The sequence below is a fragment of the Massilia varians genome, from assembly GCF_027923905.1.
Lineage (GTDB): Bacteria > Pseudomonadota > Gammaproteobacteria > Burkholderiales > Burkholderiaceae_D > Telluria > Telluria varians_B.
The window spans coordinates 873,535-897,236 of the sequence record NZ_AP026966.1; the positions used below are offsets into that span (position 1 = coordinate 873,535).

Here is a 23,702-nt window from a genome sequence, read left to right on the forward strand (position 1 = left end):
AATCATGAGCAAACAACTTCAAGACGCATACATCGTCGCAGCGACCCGCACCCCGATCGGCAAGGCGCCGCGCGGCTTCTTCAACAAGACCCGCCCGGACGACCTGCTGGTGCACGCCATCCGCGGCGCCATGGCCGCCGTGCCGAACCTGGACCCGGCCCTGATCGTCGACGCCATCGTCGGCTGCTCGTTCCCGGAAGCGGAGCAGGGCTTCAACGTGGCGCGTAACGCGGTGGTGCTGGCAGGCCTGCCGAACACCGTGGGCGGCGTCACCGTCAACCGCTACTGCGCCTCGGGCATCACCGCCCTGGCCATGGCGGCCGACCGCATCCGCGTGGGCGAAGCCGACGTGATGATCGCCGGCGGCGTCGAATCGATGTCGATGGTCCCGATGATGGGCCACCATCCTTCGATTAACATGGAAACGTTCAAGGACGAGAACGTGGGCCTGGCCTACGGCATGGGCCTGACCGCCGAGAAGGTGGCCGAGCAGTGGAAGATCTCGCGCGAAGACCAGGACGCCTTCGGCCTGGAATCGCACCGCCGCGCCATCGCCGCCCAGCAGGCCGGCCTGTTCAAGGACGAGATCACCCCGGTGGAAATCGTCACCCGCACCCCGAACCTGAAGACCGGCGAGGTCGACGTCAAGCGCCGCACCGTCGACCTGGACGAAGGTCCGCGCGCCGACGCCTCGATGGAAGGCATGGCCAAGCTCAAGCCGGTGTTCGCCGCCAAGGGCAGCGTGACCGCCGCGACCTCGTCGCAGATGTCGGACGGCGCCGGCGCGCTGATCGTCGTCAGCGAAAAGATCCTGAAGGAGCACAACCTGACCCCGCTGGCCAAGTTCTCCTCCTTCGCCGTGCGCGGCGTGCCGCCGGAGATCATGGGCATCGGCCCGAAGGTCGCCATTCCTGCCGCACTGGCGGCGGCCGGTATCACCCAGGACCAGCTGGACTGGATCGAGCTGAACGAAGCCTTCGCCGCACAGGCGCTGGCCGTGATCCGCGACCTGGGCCTGGACACCAGCAAGGTCAACCCGATGGGCGGCGCGATCGCCCTGGGCCACCCGCTGGGCGCGACCGGCGCCATCCGCGCCGCGACCGTCGTGCACGCACTGCGCCGCAACAACCTGAAGTACGGCATGGTGACGATGTGCGTCGGCGCCGGCATGGGCGCGGCCGGTATCATCGAGCGCGTTTAATGAAAGAGGGCGGCGCGGTAACGCAGCCGCCACGTACCACCCCGTGGGCGGGAGGACCCGCCCACCCTACCAATGCGGAGCTGCCGCCCACGCGTTCAACCAGACCCAGAATAGACGGGAGACTCCAAGAATGGACATGCTGATCTCGAAGGCCAACGGCCTCCTGACCATCGAATTCAACCGCCTCGAGCGCAAGAACGCGATCACTGCCGCGATGTACCAGGCTATGGCCGACGCGCTGCTGGACGCGGAAAGCGACAGCGCCGTGCGCGCCATCCTCATCGCCGGCAAGCCGGAGATCTTCACCGCCGGCAACGACCTCGACGACTTCATGAAGAACTCGGCGCCCGTGCCCGGCGTGCCGGCCGAAAACCGCCCGGTCTTCCAGTTCATGCGCGCACTGCACGGCTCGACCAAGCCCGTAGTCGCTGCCGTCGCCGGCGCCGCCATCGGCATCGGCACCACCATGCTGATGCACTGCGACCTGGTCTACGCCGCCGACAACGCCAAATTCTCGGTCCCGTTCACCCAGCTCGGCCTGTGCCCGGAATTCGCCTCCTCGCTGCTGCTGCCGCAACTAGCCGGCTACCCGCGCGCCGCCGAGAAGCTGCTGCTGGGCGAAGCCTTCGGCGCCCAGGAAGCCTTCGAGATGGGCCTGCTGACGAAAGTGCTGCCGGCCGCCGAGCTGCGCGCCTTTGCCGAGCAGCAGGCCGCCAAGCTGGTGGCGCTGCCGGCCGCGTCGATCCGCACGACGAAAGCGCTGATGAAGCGCCCGCGCATCGCCGACATCGAAGCGGCGATCGCCGCCGAGAACGAGCGCTTCGCCGCCATGCTGCTGGCGCCGGAAGCGAAGGAAGCGTTTACCGCCTTCTTTGAGAAGCGCAAGCCGGACTTCAGCAAGTTCGACTGAGTCAGAAGTCGACACGGATGCCGACAGCAAGGGCCTGACCGCCCTTGAAACCGGCATCGAAATCGTCCAGCCCTCCGCGGCGCGGCGTGAGGACGGCGGTCGAGCCTTCCCGATAATATTCGGCGAACACCTTCAAGGCATCCGAGACCTGGTGGTCGACGCCGAGATGGACGATGTTGTCGCCATAGTGTTCCACCCTCGCCAGCATCAATTTGAACGTGGTCTTGCCCATCGCATAGCTGCCGAACAGGTTGAGCGCTTGGTTGCCGTCGCTCGAGAAGCTGCCGCGCTGGCGGTTCCCGGTGTCGAAACGCTCGTATTTGGCGGCCAGGTAGAGATTGCCGGCCTGGTGGCTGGCCGACAGCCCGACGATCCGGTTGCGCCCGTAACCGGCATCGCCGCGGTCGTCCACGCCGACCGCAAGGCGAGTATCGCCGCTGACATAGGTGGCGGCGGCTTGCCGGCGCGGCGCATCGATGCGCGAGGTCGAGCGTGCATTGCTACTGCGACCGGTGTAGGCAGCGCTGAACGAGAGTCCCGAGAATTCCGGCGAGGCATACGCAAGGGTTTGCGCCACCCGGAAGACGGTATAGGTCGCAAAGCCGCTGTAATAGGTGCTGAACATGTCCACCGGCGCCGCGACCGCATTGTAGTAGGGCATCCACTGCTGGCCGTAGGTGAGCGATCCGAAGCTGCCGCGCAAGCCGAGATGGGCGAGTCTGATGCGCTCCCCGTGGGGACGCTGGGCATCGCCCTGGTCGTAGGGATCGCGCATCCTGAAGTTGGCGGAATCGACGGGGAGTTCGAGTTGTCCCGTCAGCGCCAGTTCGGCGCCCAGCGGATAGTCGAACTTGACCCCCACCCGCGAGTAGGCGTCGCGGATGCCCACATAACTGTCCAGGCGCTCGTCGCGATCCGGGCTGACCGCCTCGGCCTGGGTACGCAGCGAGGCATAGAAGTCGACGGCGGGAGTGTCCTGGGCGGCGGCAGTGGTCCCCGCCAGGCAAGCCGCCAGTCCAAGCGACAGGCTTCCCGGTATTAAACGTGTATTCAACATGTTTGCTCCCTAGGCTGCAACCAGGTGGGTCGGCACGCTCATGACCTCGAGCAGCAGTTCGCTGACGCCATCCCACACGATCTGCACGCCAAGGCACAGCAGGATGAAGGCGGTCAGGCGCAGGAAGACGGCGGTGCCGGCTTCGCCGATCAGGCGCAGGAAGTGTTCCCCATAGCGGAAGGCGAGATACAGCAGCACGCCGATGAGCGCCAGCGCCAGCAGTGCCCCGCCCATCCGCGCCAGTGACAGCACCATCCGGACATCGTGCAGCGAAACGCCGACGGTGATGGCGACCGAGATCGAGGCCGGGCCGCAGCTGATCGGAAACGTCAGCGGATAAAAGGCCTGGCGGTGCGCATGGTCGGGTGTGTAGGCTTCGGCCAGGGCGGCGCGGCTGTCGGGCGTGGACGGTGTCGCCCCCAGCAGGCGCCAGGCCACCGAGGCGAGCAGCAGGCCGCCGCCGATGCGGACGATGGGCAGCGAGATGCCGAAGAAGTCGAGCACATAAGAACCGATCAGCATCGAGCCCGTCATCAGCCAGAACATGTTGCGCGCGATACGGCGCGCCAGCAGGGTGCGGGTCGCGGCCGATGCGCCATCGGTCATGCTGAGGAAAATCGGCGCTGTTGCTGCCGGATTCAGGATCGGCAGCATGGTTGCCAGCACAAACAGGAAGCCCTTGGCTGCCGCCAGCAATAATTCAGTCGTCATGACAATCTCTGCAGTTTACGACACGGGCTGCATCGCAAGAAGGTCTGGAACGAGAGTATAGGGCCGGGGCGAAAATCCTGACGCCCCGCTGCAGGTCCGGCGGCTTACATCTGCTGCACCAGCCGGTCGCCGACGTACACGCGATAACGTCGGATCCGCCCCGTCACGGTGTCCGGCCCCTGGCGCGGCGTATAGCGCAGCCCGGCGATATCGACCGGTGCGCCCAGGTCGATGATCAGCCGCGCCGGCCCCGCCGGAGGAAGCCCCTTGCTGTACGCCGTATGCCAGTAGTCGCTGGCCTGACCATTGATGGCATTCAGGGCGCCGCCGTCTTCCTTGTGCGCTTCTTCGCTGCTGGCGTAGGCGATCGTCCAGGCGCTCTGGTTCATCGGCTTGCCGTCCAGGCCGAGCAGGGCGAGTTCTGCCACGGCCGCATGCGGCTTGCCGTCGAAGCTGTCGACCACTTCGAGGCACAGCTGGCGCCCGCGCGCCGGCTGTTCGAACCTGGCTTCCTGGGTGGCGGGGCCGCTGGCGAACTGTCCGGCATGCACCGGCGCCACCCCGGTCAGGCGCGGACGCGCGGTGCTGGCCGGACGCGCCAGGTCGCGCTCGGGGTGCAGTTCATCGAGGATGGGCGTGGTGCGCCCTTCGATGCGGCTGGCGCGCGGCCCGGTGAGATCGAGCACCACGACCTCATTACGGCCCGTCTTCATCCAGGGACCTGGCAGGTACATGGTCTGGGTCGGGCCGATGCTCCAGTAGCGGCCCAGGCAGCGGCCGTTGATCCAGACGATGCCCTGGCCCCAGCTCGACATGTCGAGGAAGGTATCGGCCTGTTCCTTCACATCGAAGCTGCCGCGCCAGAAAGCCGGGCCGGCAACGCGTTTGGCCTGCCAGCGCAGGGGCCGCAGCTCGCCGTCGTCGCCGAAATCAATGGCGCGGATCTCCCAGCCAGTGAGCGCCCGCGCGGCGCCGTCCTTCGTGCGCAGCAGCACCGGGCCCTGCAGCCCCTTGCGGTCGTGGACCTCGACGCCGAAATTCACACGCGCGATCGTGTACAGCAGGATCTCGACCCGGGTCGGCTCGGTGCGCGCCGGCAGCTCGACGCCGAAACGGCGGTGGCGCGTATCCATGGTGCCCAGCAGGCGTTCGCCGGCGTAGACCCAGGCCAGGTCGCGCGCGTTCGCGGCTTCCAGCCTGGCCGCCGGGCCGGGCGGCAGCGTGATGGTGTAGGCAACGAGGCCGCGGCTGATGTCGTACTGTTCGATGTTGCGCGGCGAAGCGTCCCGGATCACCGCACCGGGCAGGTTCGCGAACACGGGCGCGGTCTCCTTCAGGGCAAAAGCGGGGATCGCCATCACGGGAAGCTGCGCCGGCGCCTCGGGCAGGGTTTCGCCGGGTTCCAGGTGCTTGCCGAGGCATTCGCGGTAGCTGCGGAATTTCTCGCCCAGCCATCCGGCCTCGCTGATCGGGGCATCGTAGTCGTAGCTGGTCGTATCGGGACGGAAGGGGCGGTCGCAGCCGCCCCACAGGCCGAAGGTGGTGCCGCCATGCGCCATGTACAGGCTGAACGAGCCGTTCGCCTTGAGCATGGTGTCGATGTCGCGGATGGCGCGCGCATTGTCGCCGCGCTTGTGCGGCGTGCCCCAGGTGTCGAACCAGCCGGAATAGTATTCGCCGCACATCAGGGGCCCTTGCTGTACGCTGGCCAGGGCCTTGAAACCGCGCTCCGGGTCGCTGCCGAAGTTGGCCACCGAGAGCAGTTCCGGGATGTGGGTCTTGGCCACCGCATTGGTCGGATTGCACTGGAACAGCGGGACATCGAAGCGCGCGTCGAGCAGGGCCTGGCGCATGAGGCGCATGTAGTCGCGGTCTTCGCCGAAGAAGCCATACTCGTTCTCGACCTGCACCATGAGGATCGGGCCGCCCTGGGTCAGCTGCATCGGCGCCAGCACCCGGCCGACTTCCTTCAGCCAGCGCCGCGCCGGTTCCACGAAGGCCGGGGCGCGGCTGCGCAAGAAACTGTCGCCCGGGTGCTTCAGCAGCCACCAGGGCAGGCCGCCCATTTCCCATTCCGCGCAGGCGTAAGGGCCGGGGCGCAGGATCACCCACAGGCCTTCCGCCTGCGCCATCCGGCAGAATTCGGCGGCATCGCGCTGCCCATCCCAGCGGTAGCGGCCTTCGCGCCATTCATGGTAGTTCCAGAATAGGTAGGCGCAGACCGTATTCAGGCCCATGGCCTTGATCGCTTTTAGCCGGTGCGCCCAGTATTCACGCGGGACCCGGGCGAAATGCATCTCGCCGCAGCGGATCTGCAGCGGCTTCCCGTCGAGCAGGAAATCCTTGTCGCCGATGGTGAAGCGGGGCGATGCGGCGGCAGCTCCCGGTACGTTCAATGCAAGAGCGGTGCCGGCGGCGGCGCCGAGGAAGCTGCGGCGCGATGGATGAAGGGGCATGGCTGGTCCTGGACGAAGGCGGGTATGCTTCATGGTAGAGGAACACGGCATGCCGCAGTGCGTCCCCCGCACAATACTCATCAGGATGATTCCGGCGGCGCGGATTTGCAGTGTAAGGTAGCCGGGTTCACGTGGAGAATTGATGAGAATCCTGCCGATCGGCATCGTGCTTGCCTGCTCCGTCCTGCTGTGCGCATGCGCAGGCCTGAAACAGCAGCAGGCCGTGCGCGTCGTCGAGGTGGCGGACGGCTGGGCGGCCAATTCGGTCAATGCCGTGGTGTTCCGCAAGAATTCGCTCGTCACGCACGAGGGCAGCCAGTACATCGCCTTCTACGACGCCGGCGGCAGGCTGGTGCTGGGCAAGCGCCGCCTGGGCGCCCTTGAGTGGCAGCTGGCGCCCACCCAGTACCTGGGCAAGGCCAGCGACGCCCATAACAGCATCAGCATCATGGTCGACGGCGCAGGCTTCCTGCACGTGGCCTGGGACCACCACAATGGCCCCTTGCGCTACGCGCGCGGCACCGCGCCCGGCGTCCTGCGCCTCGGCCCGCAGCAGGCGATGACCGGGCGCGGCGAGAAGTCCGTGTCGTATCCGGAGTTCTACCGCATGCCGGACGGCGGCCTGCTGTTCCTCTACCGCGACGGCGGCTCTGGCCGCGGCAACCTGGTGATCAACCGCTACGACCCGCAAGACCAGGCCTGGCAGCGGCTGCAGGACAATCTCCTGAGCGGGGAAGGGCGGCGCAACGCCTACTGGCAGGCCTTCGTGGACAGGGCGGGGACGCTGCATCTGTCCTGGGTATGGCGCGAGTCGCCCGACGTCGCCAGCAACCATGATCTGGCCTATGCCCGGTCGCGCGACGGCGGCCGCACCTGGGAGCGCAGCAGGGGCGGGCCTTACCGATTGCCGATCACCGCGGACACGGCGGAAGTGGCGGCGCAGGTCCCGCCAAGCAGCGAACTGATCAATCAGACCGCGATGGCCGCCGACCGCGACGGCAAGCCCGTCATTGTCAGCTACTGGCGCGATCCCGGCAGCACCGTTCCGCAATACCGCGTGGTGCGCCACGACGGCCAGGGCTGGCAAACGCAAAGCCTGGCTTTCCGGAAGACGGCGTTCTCGCTGTCGGGCCTGGGAACCAAGGCGATCCCGATCTCGCGTCCGCAGATCCTGGTCGGCAGCAGCGGGGCGGCCTGGCTTGTGTTCCGCGATGCGGAGCGGGGTCACAAGGTATCCGTGGCCTGCACGCCGGGCCTGGACCGGGGCCGCTGGCAGGTGAGCGACCTGCTCGAGCGTCCGATGGGGGCCTGGGAGCCGAGCTTCGACACCGAATTGTGGCGCGACACCGGGCAGCTCCATCTCTACCTGCAAGCGGTCCACCAGCTGGACGCCGAAGGCGTCGTGCCGAGCGGTCCGACCAGGGTCGGCGTACTCGAATGGACGCCGGCCTGCCCACCTTCACCATGAACGACATGAATCCAAAAAACATCTTCACCGGCATGCTGGCCGCGCTGGTCCTGGTCCTGGTGCTGGGCGGCTGCGCGGCGCCGCCGCCACCGGATGCCGGTGTCAAGCGCAGCGAGGTGCTCGCCATCATCGACAAGGTCAACACCCACTGGCAGGCCAGGACGCCCGCGAAGCAATGGGCCTTCTGGGACGTGGCGGCCTACCACACCGGGAACATCGAAGCCTATCGCGTCACCGGCATCGAGCGCTACCGCCGCTATTCGGAGGTGTGGGCCGAGCACAATGCCTGGATGGGCGCGAAGTCGCCGGACAAGCGCAGGTGGAAGTACGACTATGGCGAAACCGACGAACATGTGTTGTTCGGCGACTGGCAGATCGCCTTCCAGACCTATGCCGACCTGTACCAGCTGGACAAGGACCCGCGCAAGATCGCCCGCGCCCGCGAGGTCATGGAATACCAGATGGGCACCCCCAACAAGGATTACTGGTGGTGGGCCGACGGCCTGTACATGGTGATGCCGGTCATGACCAAGCTGTACAAGATCACCGGCAATCCCCAGTACCTCGAGAAGCTGCACGCGTACTACACGTATGCCAACAGCATCATGTACGACCCGGAAGAAAAGCTCTACTACCGCGACGCCAAGTACGTCTATCCGAAGCACAAGAGCGCCAGCGGCAAGAAGGATTTCTGGGCGCGCGGCGATGGCTGGGTGTTCGCGGGACTGGCCAAGGTGCTGGCCGAACTGCCGGCAAGCGATCCGCATCGCGCCGAGTACGTCGAACGCTTCCAGGCAATGGCGGCAAGCGTGGCGCGCAGCCAGCAGCCGGGGGGCTACTGGACCCGCAGCATGCTGGACCCGGCCCATGCGCCGGGACCGGAGACCAGCGGCACCGCCTTCTTCACCTACGGGATGCTATGGGGGATCAACAACGGCCTGCTGGCGCGCGGCGCCTACCTGCCGGTCGCGCAGCGCGGCTGGCATTACCTGAGCACCGTCGCCTTGCAGGCGGACGGCAGGGTCGGCTACGTCCAGCCGATCGGCGAGCGCGCGATTCCCGGGCAGGTCGTGAACCAGGACTCGACCACGCCTTTCGGCGTGGGCGCCTTCCTGCTGGCCGCGGCGGAAATGGCGCGCCTCGCCGGCCGATAACGAGAGACGAACATGGAACGACGACACTTCATGGGGGCGCTGGCCGCCGCGCCGGCCCTGGGCGCAGCGGCAGCGGCGCCGGCTGCGATCCCGGCCGGCACCGAACGCGCCTACCTGCTGCGCCTGCTGCAGCGGATGGCCGAGCCGATACTGGGCCTGATGTCGAAGGGGCAACTGAAACAGAAGTTCGCGCTCGAGCTGAGCCCGACCTGGGATGGGCGCGACCGTTCGGTGGCCTACCTCGAGTGCTTCGGCCGCCTGATGTCGGGTATCGCCCCGTGGCTGGCCCTGCCGGTCGACGCGACACCGGAAGGCAGCTTGCGCCGGCGCCTGCAGGACATGGCGCTGCAAAGCTATGCCAACGCGGTCGATCCGCGCAGCCCGGACTACCTGAAGTGGAAGGGCGAGGGCCAGGCGCTGGTCGATTCCGCCTATTTCACCAACGCCCTGCTGCGCGCGCCCAAGGTGCTGTGGGAGCCGTTGGAGGCCGCGACCAGGGCGCGCATCATCGCGGAAATCAAGGGCCTGCGCCGGGTCGATCCCCCCAACACCAACTGGCTGCTGTTCGCCGCGATGAACGAAGCCTGGCTGCTGTCGATCGGGGAAGAGCACGACCCGATGCGCCTGAACGGCGCGATCCGCAAGATCAACGAGTGGTACGTCGGCGACGGCTGGATCAAGGATGGAAAAGATTTCCACTTCGATTACTACAACTCCTATGTGATGTATCCGATGCTGCTGGAAGTGCTGGACGTGCTGGCGGCGAAGAAGGCGCCCTTCTGGCAGGCCAGGCCGCAGGAACTGCTGGCCCAGGCTAACAGGCGTGCGCAGCGCTATTGCGAACACCTGGAGCGCTTCGTCGGCCCGGACGGCAGCTTCCCGCCGATCGGCCGCTCGCTCACCTACCGCACCGCGGCCTTCCAGCCGCTGGCGCTGCTGGCCTGGCGCAAGCAGCTGCCGGCTTCGCTGCCGGAAGGGCAGGTGCGCGCCGCGCTGCATGCGGTGCACCGGGCCATCTGGGATGTGCCGGGCAACTTCACGGACGCCGGTTTCCTGACCATCGGCTTTCGCGGCCACCAGCCCGAGCTGGGCGACTGGTATTCGAACAACGGCAGCATGTACATCGCTTCCAACGGCCTGCTGGCGCTGGGCCTGCCCGCCAGCGACAGCTTCTGGAGCGCACCCGGCCAGGACTGGACCCAGAAGAAGGCCTTTGGCGGGCGCGGCTTCCCCAAGGATTATCCGGTGAGCTACTAATGCGAATGCGGCATCGGGCGTGACAATCCGAGCCTATTGACGCGACGGCTGGGTGCTACAGTCCGGATCGGGCGGCGTCTTCGCCCGCGCGACCAGCTACGACTTCGCTTCCGGCATCTAGGCCGCCCTGGCCTTCCTGCGCAGCCGTCCCGAGGCCGACGTGCCCCTCAGGCAGGCGCTGGCGGCCAATCCGCGTGCGCGGGTGGAACGCCTGGCCGGCCTGAACCACTTCTTTCAGAGCGCGCAGACCGGCGAGTTTTCCGAAGTGGCGGGCATCCGCGAAACCATGTCGCCGCGCGCGCTGGCCCTGATCGGCGGCTGGGCGCTGCAGCAGCCGGCCCGCTAGGACCGTGGCGGCCGGCGACGCGTTCCGGCCGAGCGTAGTACACTGACAAGGCTTTCCACCGTGCCTTCCCCCATGTCCACATCATCTTCCCCAGCATCCGCCGCGCCGCCGTCAGTAGTGATGCAGATCCTGTTTTCGGTCGCCTTTGTCCACTTGCTGAACGACTGCGTGCAGGCGGTCCTGCCCGCCATTTATCCGCTGCTCAAGCAGGAATTCGCGCTCAGCTTCACCCAGATCGGCCTGATCACGCTGACCTTTCAGTGCACCGCCTCGCTGCTGCAGCCCTGGATCGGCCTGTATACCGACCGGCGTCCGATCCCCTTCCTGCTGCCGGCCGGAATGTGCGTCACGCTGGGCGGCGTCGCCCTGCTGGCGACGGCCGGCAGCTTCGCCATGCTGCTGCTGGCGGCCGGCCTGATCGGCATCGGTTCCTCGACCTTCCACCCGGAGGCCTCGCGCGTGGCGCGTCTCGCATCGGGCGGGCGCTTCGGCTTCGCGCAGTCGCTGTTCCAGGTGGGCGGGAATCTAGGGTCGGCGTTCGGCCCGCTGCTGGCCGCCGCCATCATCGTGGGCCAGGGCCAGGGCAGGATCGCCTGGCTGATGCTGTTGGTGCTGCTGGCGGTCGCGGTGCTGGTCGGCGTGAGCCGCTGGTATGCGGGCCACCTGCGCACCGTGACGCGCCGGCTGGCCGTCCATGCCGGACCGGGCCTGTCGCGCGGGCGCGTCATCTGGGCCCTGACGGTGCTGGCGCTGCTGGTGTTCTCCAAGTACATCTACATGGCCAGCCTGTCGAGCTACTACACCTTCTACCTGATCAAGCGCTTCCAGGTTTCGGTGGAGGCGGCCCAGATGTACCTGTTCCTGTTCCTCGCGGCGGTGGCGGCGGGCACCTTCGCGGGCGGCCCGATCGGCGACCGCATCGGCCGCAAGCGCGTGATCTGGTTCTCGATCCTGGGCGCCGCGCCGTTCGCGCTGGCGCTGCCCTACGCGAGCCTGTTCTGGACCGCCGTGCTGTCGGTGGTGATCGGACTGGTGATGTCGTCCGCGTTCTCGGCCATCGTGGTGTTCGCGCAGGAGCTGGTGCCGGACAAGGTGGGCATGATCGCCGGCCTGTTCTTCGGCCTGATGTTCGGCATCAGCGGCATCGGCGCCGCCGTCATGGGCGCGGTCGCCGACACCACCGGCATCGAATACGTGTACCGGATCGCCTCCTTCCTGCCGCTGCTGGGCATCTTGGCCGTGTTCCTGCCGCGCATGCCGTCGCAGCGGCGTCCCTGAACGGCGGAGTCTACAGCGCGCCTATCATCGCCTTGAGCTGGACCAGCCGGTCCGGCCGCACGCAGTAGCAGACGCGCTGCAGGTCGGACGAGCCTTCGATCAGGCCGGCCTCCTTCAGGATCGAGACGTGCTTCGAAATGGTGGAGGCGGCGAGCGGCAGCACGTCGGCCAGGCTGCCGAAGTAACACTCGCCATGCTTGATCAGGTGCCGCAGCAACTGCAGCCTGGCGGGATGGCCAATCGCCTTGCACAGCGCGGCGAGGTCGTCGACGTCGATGTCGGGGCGGGGTTCTGGCGTGACGGCCGGGCCGCAGCAGGAACTGGTCATGGGTGCTTTCGATCTGGTATTGAGCGCTGAGGATAGAAAGCCGGCGCATTCTCGTCAAGTTCGCGTCAAGCGCCCGCGGTTTCCGCTGAGCTTGCTGCAAACGGCTTGACCGCCGACAGGTAGAGCAGGAGCGAGGCCAGCGCGCAGCCGAACAGCACCAGCGGCAACATCATCGGGCCCGATGCGCCGGAGAGCAGCGCCGCCCCGACCAGCGGACCGACGGCCTTCGACAGCAGCGAAGGGGCCGCCATGGCCCCGGTGATCGCGCCGTAGTTGCGCGGCCCGAACAGCGCGCGCGGCAGGGTGCCGCGGATGATGGTCAGCACGCCGTTGCTCATCCCGTACAGCACGCAGAACAGCGCCACCGCCCAGGCACGGGTGCCCAGCAGCGCCAGCGCCAGCAGGCCGAAGGGCAGGGTGGCGAACACGAAGCACCCCACCGTCTGCGGCGCCTTGTCGCGCGCCAGCGTGCGTTCGCCGATGCGGCCGGCCACCTGCATCGGCCCCACCAGGGCGGCCAGCAGCACGGCGCTGGCGGCGCCATGGCCGAGCGACTGCAGCAGCGGGATCAGGTTGATCGCCAGCGCCGAGAAGATGAAGACGTTGGCCGAGAAGGCCAGCGCCAGCTTCCAGAATGCCGGATGGCCCACCGCTTCGGCCAGTGTGTGGCTGTCGCGCGGCGCGTTCGCGCACACCGGCGTGCGCGCGGCGTCGCGTCCCAGCCAGAGATGCAGCGGCAGGCAGGCGGCCAGCTGCAGGGCCGCGTAGGCCAGGTAGGTGTCGCGCCAGCCGATGCGCGCCGCGACGAACTGCGTCAGCGGCCAGAAGATGGTGCTGGCGAACCCGGCGAACAGCGTCAGGTTCGAGATGGCGCGCGGCGCGCCTACCTCGAGCTTGCGGTTGATGGTGGCGAAGGCTGCTTCATACAGCGTCAGCGCCATTGCCAGCCCGATCAGGGTCCAGGCGCCGAAATAGGAAGCGGGCGTGGTGCATTGCGACAGCCATGCCATGCCAAGGGCGCTGGCCAGCGAGCCCGCCGCCATGACCCAGCGTCCGCCATGGCGGTCGACCAGCGCGCCGACCGGCGTGGCCGCGACCCCCGCCACCAGCAGGCTCCAGGAAAACGCGGCAAACGCGGTTTCTGCGGCAATGCCGAGCTCGCGCCCGATCGCTGGCGCCAGGACGGCGAAGGCATAGTACAGCGATCCCCACGACGTGATCTGCGTGAAGGCGAGGATGCCGATGGTCTTGCGGGCGGACGACAAGCTGTTCTCCTGAAACGATGCTGCGAACGCTCAGCAACAGGTGGCGTCGGCAGCCTTCACTGTACAGCAGGCCGTGCTTTGCTGCTGGTAGGCCGGCCGGGTATTGCAGACGCCCGTTTCCGGCAGTTCGAGCTGGACGTCGTCGGCGCTGGCGATATCGCCGGCGAGCGCCGCCACCACCGAGCGCACCTGCTCGTAGCCGGTGGCCAGCAGGAAGTTCGGCGCGCGGCCGTAGCTCTTGGCGCCGACGGCGTAGTAGTCGGTCTCGGGGTGGGCCAGCTCACGATGGCCATGCGGGCGCACCGTGCCGCAACTGTGCTCGTTCGGGTCGATCAGGGGGGCCAGCGCGTCGGTGCTCTCCAGCCACGGGTCGTGGCGCGTGCGCAGTTCGCGCGTCAGCGACAGGTCGGGCCGGGCGCCGGTGGCGCAGACAATCTCGTCGATCCCCTCGATGCGGCGGCCGGCGACATCGATCATAGTGATGCGGCCCTCGCTTTCCACCAGGCGCACGATCGGGAAATCCTGGCGCATCTCCAGCTGTCCGGTGTCGCGCAGTGTCTGCAGACGCTGCCCCAGCCGCCCACGCGCCGGCAGGCCGTCGGCATCGCCGCCGCCGAACACGCGCGCCAGCCGGCTGCCGCGCGTCGCCCACACCAGTTGCGTGCCAGGATGTTCGGCAGCGAGCTGGGCCAGCGCCAGCAGGGTGCCGGCGGCGGAGTGGCCAGCCCCCGCCACCAGCACACGCCGGCCTGCATAACGGGCGCGTCCACTGCCCAGCACGTCCGGCATGCCGTAGGCGATGCGCGCCGCCAGCGCCGCTTCGCCGAGCGCCGGAATGCCGCTGGCGCCGAGCGGGTTCGGCTGCGACCAGGTGCCGGTGGCGTCGATCACGGCGCGTGCGGCGAACTCGCGCGGGCCGTCCGGCGTATCGGCGCGGATCAGGAAGGGCGCGTCCTCGCGTCCGCGGGTTTTTACCTTGTCGGTGCCGGCGCGGGTGATCGCGGTGGCGCGATGCTGCAGGCGCAGGGCGCCGGCGATGCAGGACAGGGCAGCCAGCGGCGCCAGGTAGGCGTCGCGCAGGGCGCCGGCGGTGGGCAGGGCTTGCGGGTCCGGCATGGTCCAGCCCGCGCCTTCGAGTAGGCGGCGCGCGGCCTTGTCGACGTTGTACTGCCAGGGCGAGAACAGCTGCACGTGACGATAGCTGTCGAGGTTGGCGCCGACGGCGGCGCCGGCTTCCAGCAGCAGGGGCGTCATGCCGCGTTCACGCAGGTGCGCGGCGGCGGCAAGTCCGACGGGGCCGGCGCCAAGCACGGCGACGGGCAGGGTGACATCGATCTGGTTCATGGCAGCTCTCTCCTGTTCGTTATTCGTTATTCGTAATTTGACGAAATAAGAATAGTGCGATGTCATGAAGCTGTCAAATTATTTCGATAATATTCGAAGGGTTCGCCAAGCTTCGCTATAATTCGATAACCATGGAAACGATCAAGGGAGTGCGCATGGATACCAAGTCCGCCACCGTCGCGCTGGCCGCACTGGCCCAGGAAACCCGGCTGGCCACGTTCCGGCTGCTGGTGCAGGCGGGGCCTGCCGGCATGGCGGCCAGCAGGATCGCCGAGGCGCTCGGCGTGCCGGCGTCCTCGCTGTCCTTCCATCTGAAGGAACTGAACCACGCGGGCCTGATCACGGCGCGCCAGGAGGGGCGCTTCATCATCTACGCAGCGCAGTTCGACACCATGAACGGCCTGCTGGCCTTCCTGGTCGAGAACTGCTGCGGCGGCAATCCATGCACGCCCGTGTGCGGCACCAAGACTTGAAATACCATGAACGTGCTCTTCCTTTGTACCGGCAATTCCTGCCGCTCCCTGATCGGCGAAGCCGTCTTCAACCACCTTGCCGTGCCGGGATGGAAAGCGCTGAGCGCCGGCAGCCAGCCGACTGGCCGCCTGAACGCGCGCGCCCTGCAGCTGCTGGCGGAAAAGGGCATCCCGACCGAGGGCTACTACAGCAAGTCCTGGGATGCGCTGCCGGCGGCGCCCGACATCGTCGTCACCGTCTGCGCCAGCGCGGCCGGCGAGACCTGTCCCGCCTACCTCGGCCCGGTCCTGCGCACGCACTGGGGCGTCGATGACCCCAGCCATGCCGAAGGCACGCCGGAAGAGATCACTGCTGCCTTCGAGCGCGCCTATGCCATCCTGTACGCCCGCATCGAGGCCTTCCTCGCGCTTCCCCTCGATGAACTGGTGCAGGACCGTGCCCGCCTCAAGACGGCGCTGGACCGCATCGGCAGCCTGTTGCCGCGCTGAGGAGGAACGCGCTTGCTGCCCGCCTTCCTGATCTTCCTCGCCACCCTCATCCTCGTCATCTGGCAACCGCGCGGCCTCGGCATCGGCTGGAGCGCGTCCGCCGGCGCGCTCGCCGCGCTGCTGGCCGGGGTGATCCAGTTATCCGACATCCCGGTCGTCTGGAACATCGTCTGGAACGCCACCGGGGCCTTTGTTGCCGTGATCATCATCAGCCTGCTGCTGGACAAGGCCGGCTTCTTCGAATGGGCCGCCCTGCACGTGGCCCGCTGGGGCGGGGGCAAGGGCCGGCGCCTGTTCATCCTGCTCGTGCTGCTGGGGGCGGCCGTGGCCGCACTGTTCGCGAACGACGGCGCCGCGCTGATCCTGACGCCGATCGTGATCGCGATGCTCGCCGCCCTGCGCTTCTCCGCGCGCGCCACGCTCGCTTTCGTGATGGCGGCCGGCTTCATTGCCGATACCGCCAGCCTGCCGCTGGTGGTATCGAACCTCGTGAACATCGTGTCCGCCGACTACTTCGGCATCGGCTTCGCGCGCTATGCCGCCGTCATGGTGCCCGTCAACCTGGTGTCGGTGGCCGCCACGCTCGCCGCCCTGGTCTGGTTCTTCCACAAGGACATCCCGACCGATTACGACCTGGCCCAGCTCAGGCCTCCAGGTGAAGCGATCCATGACCGCGCCACCTTCGTGACCGGCTGGTGGGTGCTCGCGATGCTGTTGGTCGGCTTTTTCTGGCTGGACGACGTCGGCATTCCCATCAGTGCGGTCGCAGCGGCGGGCGCGGGCCTGCTGCTGGCCGTGGCCGCACGCGGCCACCGGATCTCGACGCGCGAGGTGCTGCGCGGCGCGCCCTGGCAGGTCGTGGTGTTTTCGCTGGGGATGTACCTGGTGGTCTATGGACTGCGCAATGCCGGACTGCTCGCCTACCTGACGGCGCTGCTGGAGCGTTGCGCCGGATATGGCGTATGGGGCGCCGCACTCGGCACTGGTTTCATCACGGCGATCCTGTCCTCCATCATGAACAACATGCCGACCGTGCTGGTGGGGGCGCTGGCGATCGACGCCACCGCGACGACGGGCGTGGTGCGCGAAGCCATGGTGTACGCCAACGTGATCGGCGCCGACCTGGGACCGAAGATCACGCCGATCGGCAGTCTGGCCACGCTGTTGTGGCTGCACGTGCTGGCATCGAAGAACATCCAGGTCTCCTGGAGGTACTATTTCCGGGTCGGCGTCGTGCTGACGCTGCCGATCCTGCTGGTCACCCTGTGTGCGCTGGCGCTTCGTCTAAGCTGAGAAAGATCATGGAACGCATACCGGAACTCCCGAACATCCACCCTGAGCAGTTCGACATGCCGAGCATGGAGAAGCTCGCCCCCGTCGGCGACATGGACCATCCGCCGCGCATCCTGATGTTGTACGGCTCGCTGCGCGAGTGTTCCTTCAGCCGCTTCCTCACCTGGGAGGCGGCACGCATCCTCGAGCATTTCGGCGCGGAGGTGAAGATATTCGACCCCATGGAGCTGCCGATGGCCGGCAGCGTCCCCGAGACACATCCGAAGGTGGTGGAGTTGCGCGAGCTGTCGCTGTGGTCGGAAGGGCAGGTATGGTGCTGCCCCGAGCGCCATGGGGCGATCACGGCGGTGATGAAGAACCAGATCGACTGGATCCCGCTGGAGCAGGGCGCGCTGCGGCCGAGCCAGGGGCGCACGCTCGCGGTGATGCAGGTGTGCGGCGGGTCGCAGTCCTTCAACGTGGTCAACACGATGCGGCTGCTGGGACGCTGGATGCGCATGTTCACGATCCCGAACCAGTCCTCGGTGCCGATGGCGTATAAAGAGTTTGACGAGGCGGGGCGGATGCGCCCCTCGGCCTATTACGACCGGGTGGTGGACGTGATGGAGGAGCTCTTCAAGATCACCCTGCTCATGCGCGGGCGCACCGACTACCTGACCGACCGGTATAGTGAGCGCAGCGAGCGCGCATTGCGCAAGATCGACGCGCAGATCGCGAAACTATAAGGAAGGAAATGAAACCGGTACGCGTCCAACTGAGCAGGAAGAAGGGCTGGAAGCTGCCGCCGGACACGGTGTCGGTGGCGCGCCCCGGGCGCTGGGGCAATCCGTTCTCGGTGGTGCCGGACGCGGTGCCGGGCACGCCGGTGGGTAGCCGGTATACGGCGATGCCGAGCGTGGCGGAGGCGGTGGCGGCCTACCGGCGCTGGTTAGAAACCAGTCCGGAAGGGCAGCAACTGGCCGCCGAGGCGCGCGCAGCGCTGCGCGGCAAGAACCTGGCCTGCTGGTGCCCGCTCGACGGTCCCTGCCATGCCGAGGTCCTATTGGAGATCGCCAACCGCTGAGCGGCTTACTTGGCCGCCACCACGCTGCCGATGCCCGACACCGACTTGTTCACCACGCGCGGGTTGCCGTAATAGGTGAGGTTGCCCATGCCGCGCACGTTGGCGTTCAGCTTGTCCCTGGCATAGATGTTCACCGAGCCGATGCCTTCGAAGCTGACGTTGGCGTCCTGCGCCACCAGTGCCTTGGTATCGACTTCGCCCACGCCCTGGGCGGACAGGCGCAGTTCACGCACTTCGCCGTCGATGGCCAGGCGGCCGGCGCCGCGGTAATTGACGTCCAGGCGCTCGCCGCGCACATTGGTCAGGCGCATCTCCCCGGCGCCTTCACCCTTGAAGGTCTGTAGCGAGGGCAAGGTCACGACCACGCGGTCGCTGCTTTTCAGGCTGTTGCGCGTGCTGTCCTTCATGTCCAGGCGCAGTTCGCCGTCCACCACTTCACTGGTGACGCGTTCGATGAAGCGCGGGTCGCCCTGCACCCTGAGCGAATACGATTTACCGGCTTCCACCACCAGGCTGACCGGGCCGTGCACGGCGATGCCCTTGAATGGGCTCACGCTGCGCACTTGCTCATCGGCATTGGCCGTGACCGAAACGAGGGACAGGACGGCGGCGAGGATCAGGGCTTTCATGTTGGTCTCCGGTAAGTGGTTATGAATCCATTGTAGGGAGACGAAGGGCGTCCGGGTGCCGTTTGCGACGAACTGCAAAAATGCGAGGCTGGACGGTGGCAAAGGCGGTATGTATGTACTGTGCGCGCCCGGCGTCAATACCCCTGTGTGCGCTGTTGCACATACGTCCTGCCAGAACACGAAAAATAGGTGCGCACGATTGCGTCCGTGACAATATTGTCGAGGAGTTAAGGCTATAATTTTCTTCGTCCACTTGCGTAGCCGATACCATGCACATCTCGACTGTTACCTTACCTGAAATGAAACTCGCCGGGCTGCCGCTTGCGGGTCCGCTCTCGGAACTGGAAGCGGACATGCCGGACATCTGGAGCACCTTCCTGGAGCGCGAAAGCGAACTGGGCGACACCAACGGGCTGCGCTACGGCGTGAGCCTGCAAGACAAGCAGGGAGTGCGCATCGAGTGCATCGCCGCCGAGGTCAGCGACCTCAATGCACTGCCGCCGGGCATGATCGGTATCCGCATCCCGGAGCGCCGCTACGCGATGCTGACGCACCGCGGGCCGGTGACGCGCGTGCAGGCCACCTACCTGACCGGCCACGCCGCCATCGAGCAGCTGGGCATGGTGCAGGACGAGGAAGGCTGGCGCATCGAGCGTTACGACCGCCGCTACACCCCGACGCTCCATGACGGCAACCGTCCGGACAACGCTTACGACATCCTGATCCCGCTGTTGTAATGGTGGCGCCCTGCGTGTGCGACACGGCCGCAGGGCGACGAATTGGTGCCGGTATATTTCCCGACCGCCGGCGCCGGTAGGGCGGCTTGCGCCGCCGAGATCCCTTCCCAAGGACAAGCGTATTCTGCCTGCCGAATGTGACAGGCGTTTGACGTGGGTGTCCCGTTTTGGTTCTCCGAACCGGTTCCTGTGACGCCTGTATGAGCGCGCAATTGCTATACGGCTAACGTGCGCTACCCGTGAATACGCGGCGCTACACTCAAACGCGCTCGACATCGCCAGAGGTCGGAAGGAGACGCCCGCCCGGCGTTCCGGAGCGGCAGCCCCACCCATCGAATAACAGGAGAACGTCATGCAAAAGAAACAGATCCTCAAGCAGTTGCTCGCAGTTGGTGTCGTGGCCGCCATGTTCGGCGCCGCCGGCGTACAGGCCCAGACCACTGGCCAGAGCGCCCAGTCGATGAGCAACCAGAGCGCGACCGGCAACCCTAACCTGACCGGCAAAACCGCCGCCGACGGCACCGTCAACAACACCAGCAGCCAGGGCATGGAAGACCGCAGCGCGCAGGCCGGCGCGCATGGCAGCTCCGGCAGCCAGGGCACCACCCGGGCCGAAGGCGCCAAGTCGCACACGTCCGGGTCCATGCAGTCGACCTCGGGCGCGTCGGGCGCCGCCGGCGCCACCGGTTCCGGTACGGCCAAGCTGAGCAATGCCGACAAGAAGGCGATGACCGACATGGCGATCGCCAACATGGCCGAGGTCGAAACCGGCAAGCTGGCGCTGAGCAAGAGCCAGAACGCCGAAGTGAAGACCTTCGCCCAGCAGATGATCGATGACCACGGCAAGGCCTTGTCCGAACTGCAGACCCTGGCCCAGGCCAAGGGCGTGACCCTGCCGACCGAACTCGACGCCAAGCACAAGTCGATGGCGGCCAAGCTGGAAAAGCTCAGCGGCGATGCCTTCGACAAGCAATACATGAAGATGGCCGGCCTGAAAGACCACAAGGACACCCACGCCAAGCTGCAGAAGATCAGCAAGAGCGCCAAGGATCCTGACGTCAAGGCCGCCGCCGAGAAGACCATCCCGACGGTCGAGCAGCACCTGAAGGCGGCCCAGCAGATGTCCATGGCCAAGTCCGGCACGACCTCGGGCAAGTAAGCAGCAAGTACGCGGGCTGCCGGCCGGCAGCCACGCTTCACCCGCCGGCGGCCGTGCAGTGCGTCCGCCGCTTACACGCAAGTGTCAAGGAGAACCCCCATGCAGAAAACACTGCGTATCCACCGTGTACTGGCGCTGTCGATCGCGGGCGCCCTGTTCGCCGCCGGCGCAGCCCAGGCCCAGGCGGCCAGCCAGGCGACGGTGCCGGCCGCTGCGGCGGCTCCGGCAAGCACCGCGAGCAAGCTGGACCGTTCAGACCGCAAGCTGCTCGAAATGATGGCCGAGTCCAATATCGCCGAAATCAATGCCGGCAAGCTGGCCTTGACCAAGGCAAGCAATCCCGAGGTCAAGGCCTACGCCCGGCGCATGGTCGACGAGCACAGCAAGTCCCTGGCCGAAGTGCAGACCCTGGCCCGGGCCAAGGGCGTCGAGTTGCCGAAAGAGTCGAACGTCAAGCACAAGGCCAAGGAATCGATGCTCTCGGCGCTGAGCGGCGACATCTTCGACCGCACCTATGTGAAGCAGTCGGGCCGGCGCGACCACCGCGTCACGCACGAGCACCTGCGCGACAACATGGACAAGATCAAGGATCCGGACATCAAGGCGCTGGCCATGAAGATGCGGCCGATCGTCGAGCAGCACCTGCTGGCGGCGGACGAGCTCATCGCCAAGACGGCGCGCGGCGCCACCGGCACTGCGGGCACGCCGGGCAACGATACCAGCACCGCGACCGGCAAGGAGCCGATCCCGAACAAGAAGTAAGTGCGCTCCGGTCCGCCGGACCAGATCGCCTGGTCCACCGGACCGGATCGCTTCCGCGCTCAGCGCTGCGGAGTGCCTTTCCACTTCCCTTCGATGCGCTTGACGTCGATCTCGATGCCGACGATCGCCTTGAGCATCCCGTCGATATAGCTGCGCGGCGCATCGGCCACCGACCATGGTTGCGGCTGGCCCGCTTCGTGGTGCCGCGTCTGCGCATGCAGGACGTCCAGCAGCCAGGCCGGCTCCTCGATCGCACGCAGGGGCCCGTACACGTGCACGACATGGTAGTCCCAGGTCGGCACCACCTTGCCGCCGCTGGCGGCTTTTTCCTGCGGGTCGGGCGGCACGTAGCCGGCGGGGCCGCGAAAGACCGCCAGCACCTGCTGGCCGGCGCGGCGCCATACCGGGTTGGCGCGGGCCACGTGGGCGCGCAGCAGACCCAGGCCGCCGGCGCCGCCTTCGACGAACTCGAAGGGCAGGTGGTCGGCGTCGGGCAGTTCCCCATTGCGCGTGACCAGCATGCCCAGGGCATGCTCCCTGATGAGCGAGCGCATGGCTTGCGGGTCCTGCTGGCGGTGTCGGGTCGGCAGGTACATCAGCGCACCCCCAGGGGCAGCGACAGGGACACCCTTGCCTCGAACTCGTTCATGCTTCCTCCGTGATGGTCTGGCCCCATCTTACGTGGCCACTTGGCTTGCCCAAAGTACCAATCGGCGCGAAGATGGGCGTACCAATGCACATCGACGACCTGATCGCCGCCGCCCCGCTCGAGCGCGCCGCCACGACCCCGCTGTTCCGCCAGCTCTATGCGCGGCTGAAGGACGCCATCCTGCACGGACGCCTGGCGCCCGGCACGCGCCTGCCGGCCACCCGCGAGCTGGCGCGGCAGTTGCGGGTGTCGCGCCAGACCGTGCTGGCCGCCTACGAGCAGCTGACGGCCGAGGGCTACCTGCGCGGCGGGGTGGGGCGGGGCACCTTCGTGGACGCCAGCCTGCCCGCCGCGCGCCCGGCGCCAGATCCTGGCGGCGCGCCTGGCATGCCGCGGCCGCTGCCGGCACGCGGCCTGGCGCTGGCGTCCGGCATGGCGCGGGTCAGGCCGCACCAGGGCCCGCTGCGCGCCTTCAGGCCGAGCATGCCGGGCCTGGACCTGTTTCCCTTCGAGGTCTGGCGCAAGCTGGAAGCGCATCACTGGCGCCGCCGCGAGCTGCCGCTGGGTTACGGCGGCGCCGCCGGCCTTCCGCTGCTGCGCGAGCTGCTGTGCGCCTACCTGAACGCGTCGCGCGGGGTGCGCTGCACGCCCGAACAGATCATCGTCACCAGCGGCTCGCAGCAGGCCCTCTACCTGCTGGCGCAGCTGTTGCTGGCGCCGGGCGAGGGCGTGTGGCTGGAGTCGCCCGGCTACCAGGGCGCGGCCGCGCCTTTCGAGGCGGCCGGTGCGCGCATGTGCCTGGTGCCGGTCGACGCCGAAGGCATGGACGTCGGCCATGCCGCCGTCCACCATCCGGATGCGGCGCTGGTGTTCGCCACCCCGTCGCACCAGCTGCCCCTGGGCGTAACCATGAGCCTGGGCCGGCGCCTGGCGCTGCTGCGCTGGGCCGAGGCGAACCGCGCCTGGGTCGTCGAAGACGACTACGACAGCGAATACCGCTACACCGGCCCGCCCCTGGCCTCGCTGCAGAGCCTCGACCGCGCCGGCTGCGTGATCTATGTCGGCACCCTGTCCAAGGTGCTGTTCCCGGGCCTGCGCCTGGGCTATGTGGTGGCGCCGCCGGCCCTGGTCGAACCCTTGACGCAGGCCAAAGCGGTGGCCGATCGCCACAGCCCGGTCGTGCCACAGGCGGTGCTGGCCGACTTCATCCGGCAGGGCCATTTTGCACGCCACATCCGGCGCACCCGCGACGCTTATGCCGAACGCCGCGGCGTCATGCTGGAGGCGCTGCAAAGCCGCCTGGGCGGCATGCTGGCCTGCGGGCCGACGGACACCGGCCTGGATGTCTGCGCGCGCATCACCGGCCCCCTGGACGAAGCCGAGGCCGCGGCGCGTGCCCTGGCCGCCGGCGTCGACCTGCGTCCACTGTCCTACTACGTGCATCCGCAGGCCGGCCCGGCATGCGCGGCGCCGCCCGGGATGCTGCTGGGCTTTTCGGCGTTCACGCCGGCCGAGATCCGCACCGGCGCAGCCCGTCTCGAACAGGCCCTGGTGCCCTGAGCGCTAATGGCATTTAAGGAAACATTGCCTTTTGATCAGCTAGAATTGCCGTTTTGCTTGAACACGAGAGTCATATGGCGACGCAGGGCGAATACGAGTTTCAAGAGGATCGG

24 protein-coding genes are annotated in these 23,702 nt (G+C 67.4%); 16 read left to right on the forward strand and 8 right to left on the reverse strand.

Going from position 1 to position 23,702, the window contains the following annotated elements:
• Nucleotides 1–4 precede the first annotated feature (4 nt).
• Together MasN3_RS04030 and MasN3_RS04035 are read left to right on the forward strand one after the other, a co-directional pair.
• On the forward strand, nt 5–1,201 hold the full coding sequence (locus tag MasN3_RS04030; protein WP_281912558.1) for an acetyl-CoA C-acyltransferase: 1,197 nt from the start codon (nt 5–7) through the stop codon (nt 1,199–1,201).
• 130 nt (nt 1,202–1,331) lie between these two features.
• The gene (locus MasN3_RS04035; RefSeq protein ID WP_281912560.1) at nt 1,332–2,111 is read left to right on the forward strand and encodes an enoyl-CoA hydratase; all 780 of its coding nucleotides are present in this window, start codon (nt 1,332–1,334) and stop codon (nt 2,109–2,111) included.
• A gap of 1 nt (nt 2,112) precedes the next feature.
• Here the strand turns inward: MasN3_RS04035 and MasN3_RS04040 are convergent, their stop codons facing one another.
• From MasN3_RS04040 to MasN3_RS04050, 3 genes are all read right to left on the reverse strand, one after another.
• Nucleotides 2,113–3,168 (reverse strand): porin, encoded by a 1,056-nt coding sequence (locus MasN3_RS04040; protein ID WP_281912562.1) that lies wholly within the window; start codon nt 3,166–3,168, stop codon nt 2,113–2,115.
• 9 nt (nt 3,169–3,177) lie between these two features.
• A complete protein-coding gene (locus MasN3_RS04045) occupies nt 3,178–3,879 on the reverse strand; it encodes a MarC family protein (protein WP_281912564.1) in 702 nt (233 codons plus the stop codon).
• A gap of 104 nt (nt 3,880–3,983) precedes the next feature.
• Entirely contained in the window at nt 3,984–6,335 is a 2,352-nt protein-coding gene (locus MasN3_RS04050) for a beta-galactosidase (protein ID WP_281912566.1), read from the reverse strand.
• A gap of 142 nt (nt 6,336–6,477) precedes the next feature.
• Between MasN3_RS04050 and MasN3_RS04055 the strand changes: the two genes are divergently transcribed.
• The 5 genes from MasN3_RS04055 (at nt 6,478) to MasN3_RS04075 (ending at nt 11,838) form a co-directional block, all read left to right on the forward strand.
• Entirely contained in the window at nt 6,478–7,803 is a 1,326-nt protein-coding gene (locus MasN3_RS04055) for a BNR repeat-containing protein (protein ID WP_281912568.1), read from the forward strand.
• Nucleotides 7,773–8,957 carry a glycoside hydrolase family 88/105 protein gene (locus MasN3_RS04060; protein WP_281912571.1) on the forward strand — a complete coding sequence of 395 codons (1,185 nt, stop codon included), beginning with the start codon at nt 7,773–7,775 and terminating at the stop codon, nt 8,955–8,957. Before MasN3_RS04055 ends, MasN3_RS04060 begins: the two co-directional genes overlap by 31 nt.
• Nucleotides 8,958–8,969: 12 nt before the next feature.
• Complete coding sequence (locus MasN3_RS04065; protein ID WP_281912573.1) at nt 8,970–10,214, forward strand: DUF2264 domain-containing protein; 1,245 nt, start codon at nt 8,970–8,972, stop codon at nt 10,212–10,214.
• Between the two features lie 160 nt (nt 10,215–10,374).
• Nucleotides 10,375–10,560, forward strand: coding sequence for a hypothetical protein (locus MasN3_RS04070; RefSeq protein ID WP_281912575.1), 186 nt, complete (start codon nt 10,375–10,377; stop codon nt 10,558–10,560).
• Nucleotides 10,561–10,680: 120 nt separating this feature from the next.
• Nucleotides 10,681–11,838: an MFS transporter gene (locus tag MasN3_RS04075; protein WP_281912577.1), complete on the forward strand. Its 1,158-nt coding sequence runs from the start codon at nt 10,681–10,683 to the stop codon at nt 11,836–11,838.
• Between the two features lie 10 nt (nt 11,839–11,848).
• Here MasN3_RS04075 and MasN3_RS04080 read toward each other — a convergent pair whose 3' ends face one another.
• The 3 genes from MasN3_RS04080 to MasN3_RS04090 all read right to left on the reverse strand — a co-directional run bounded on the left by MasN3_RS04080 (nt 11,849) and on the right by MasN3_RS04090 (nt 14,775).
• Entirely contained in the window at nt 11,849–12,166 is a 318-nt protein-coding gene (locus MasN3_RS04080; protein WP_281912579.1) for an ArsR/SmtB family transcription factor, read from the reverse strand.
• A gap of 65 nt (nt 12,167–12,231) precedes the next feature.
• Nucleotides 12,232–13,431 (reverse strand): MFS transporter, encoded by a 1,200-nt coding sequence (locus tag MasN3_RS04085; protein ID WP_281912582.1) that lies wholly within the window; start codon nt 13,429–13,431, stop codon nt 12,232–12,234.
• A gap of 30 nt (nt 13,432–13,461) precedes the next feature.
• Entirely contained in the window at nt 13,462–14,775 is a 1,314-nt protein-coding gene (locus tag MasN3_RS04090; RefSeq protein WP_281912584.1) for an NAD(P)-binding protein, read from the reverse strand.
• A 155-nt stretch (nt 14,776–14,930) separates the two neighbouring features.
• On the opposite strand from MasN3_RS04090, the gene MasN3_RS04095 reads away from it, so the two are divergent.
• From MasN3_RS04095 to MasN3_RS04115, 5 genes are read left to right on the forward strand one after another with little or no spacing between them, the layout of a single operon-like run.
• Nucleotides 14,931–15,248, forward strand: a complete 318-nt coding sequence (locus MasN3_RS04095) for an ArsR/SmtB family transcription factor (protein WP_281912586.1) — start codon at nt 14,931–14,933, stop codon at nt 15,246–15,248.
• Between the two features lie 6 nt (nt 15,249–15,254).
• Nucleotides 15,255–15,737: an arsenate reductase ArsC gene (locus MasN3_RS04100; RefSeq protein WP_281912588.1), complete on the forward strand. Its 483-nt coding sequence runs from the start codon at nt 15,255–15,257 to the stop codon at nt 15,735–15,737.
• A gap of 12 nt (nt 15,738–15,749) precedes the next feature.
• Nucleotides 15,750–17,030 (forward strand): arsenic transporter, encoded by a 1,281-nt coding sequence (locus MasN3_RS04105; protein WP_281912590.1) that lies wholly within the window; start codon nt 15,750–15,752, stop codon nt 17,028–17,030.
• Between the two features lie 8 nt (nt 17,031–17,038).
• Nucleotides 17,039–17,755: an arsenical resistance protein ArsH gene (arsH, locus tag MasN3_RS04110; protein ID WP_281912592.1), complete on the forward strand. Its 717-nt coding sequence runs from the start codon at nt 17,039–17,041 to the stop codon at nt 17,753–17,755.
• Between the two features lie 8 nt (nt 17,756–17,763).
• Nucleotides 17,764–18,093, forward strand: coding sequence for a DUF4326 domain-containing protein (locus tag MasN3_RS04115; RefSeq protein WP_281912594.1), 330 nt, complete (start codon nt 17,764–17,766; stop codon nt 18,091–18,093).
• Between the two features lie 5 nt (nt 18,094–18,098).
• Here MasN3_RS04115 and MasN3_RS04120 read toward each other — a convergent pair whose 3' ends face one another.
• Nucleotides 18,099–18,722, reverse strand: a complete 624-nt coding sequence (locus MasN3_RS04120) for a GIN domain-containing protein (RefSeq protein WP_281912595.1) — start codon at nt 18,720–18,722, stop codon at nt 18,099–18,101.
• A 269-nt stretch (nt 18,723–18,991) separates the two neighbouring features.
• On the opposite strand from MasN3_RS04120, the gene MasN3_RS04125 reads away from it, so the two are divergent.
• From MasN3_RS04125 to MasN3_RS04135, 3 genes are all read left to right on the forward strand, one after another.
• Nucleotides 18,992–19,459 carry a GyrI-like domain-containing protein gene (locus MasN3_RS04125; protein ID WP_281912596.1) on the forward strand — a complete coding sequence of 156 codons (468 nt, stop codon included), beginning with the start codon at nt 18,992–18,994 and terminating at the stop codon, nt 19,457–19,459.
• Nucleotides 19,460–19,811: 352 nt separating this feature from the next.
• Nucleotides 19,812–20,618: a DUF4142 domain-containing protein gene (locus MasN3_RS04130; protein ID WP_281912597.1), complete on the forward strand. Its 807-nt coding sequence runs from the start codon at nt 19,812–19,814 to the stop codon at nt 20,616–20,618.
• A 99-nt stretch (nt 20,619–20,717) separates the two neighbouring features.
• Nucleotides 20,718–21,380 (forward strand): DUF4142 domain-containing protein, encoded by a 663-nt coding sequence (locus MasN3_RS04135; RefSeq protein WP_281912598.1) that lies wholly within the window; start codon nt 20,718–20,720, stop codon nt 21,378–21,380.
• Between the two features lie 59 nt (nt 21,381–21,439).
• On the opposite strand, the gene MasN3_RS04140 is transcribed toward MasN3_RS04135, so the two are convergent.
• On the reverse strand, nt 21,440–21,976 hold the full coding sequence (locus tag MasN3_RS04140) for an FMN-binding negative transcriptional regulator (RefSeq protein WP_281912599.1): 537 nt from the start codon (nt 21,974–21,976) through the stop codon (nt 21,440–21,442).
• Between the two features lie 125 nt (nt 21,977–22,101).
• Here MasN3_RS04140 and pdxR point away from each other — a divergent pair, with 125 nt between their 5' ends.
• Nucleotides 22,102–23,589 carry a MocR-like pyridoxine biosynthesis transcription factor PdxR gene (gene pdxR, locus MasN3_RS04145; protein ID WP_281912600.1) on the forward strand — a complete coding sequence of 496 codons (1,488 nt, stop codon included), beginning with the start codon at nt 22,102–22,104 and terminating at the stop codon, nt 23,587–23,589.
• The last annotated feature ends 113 nt before the right edge of the window (nt 23,590–23,702 follow it).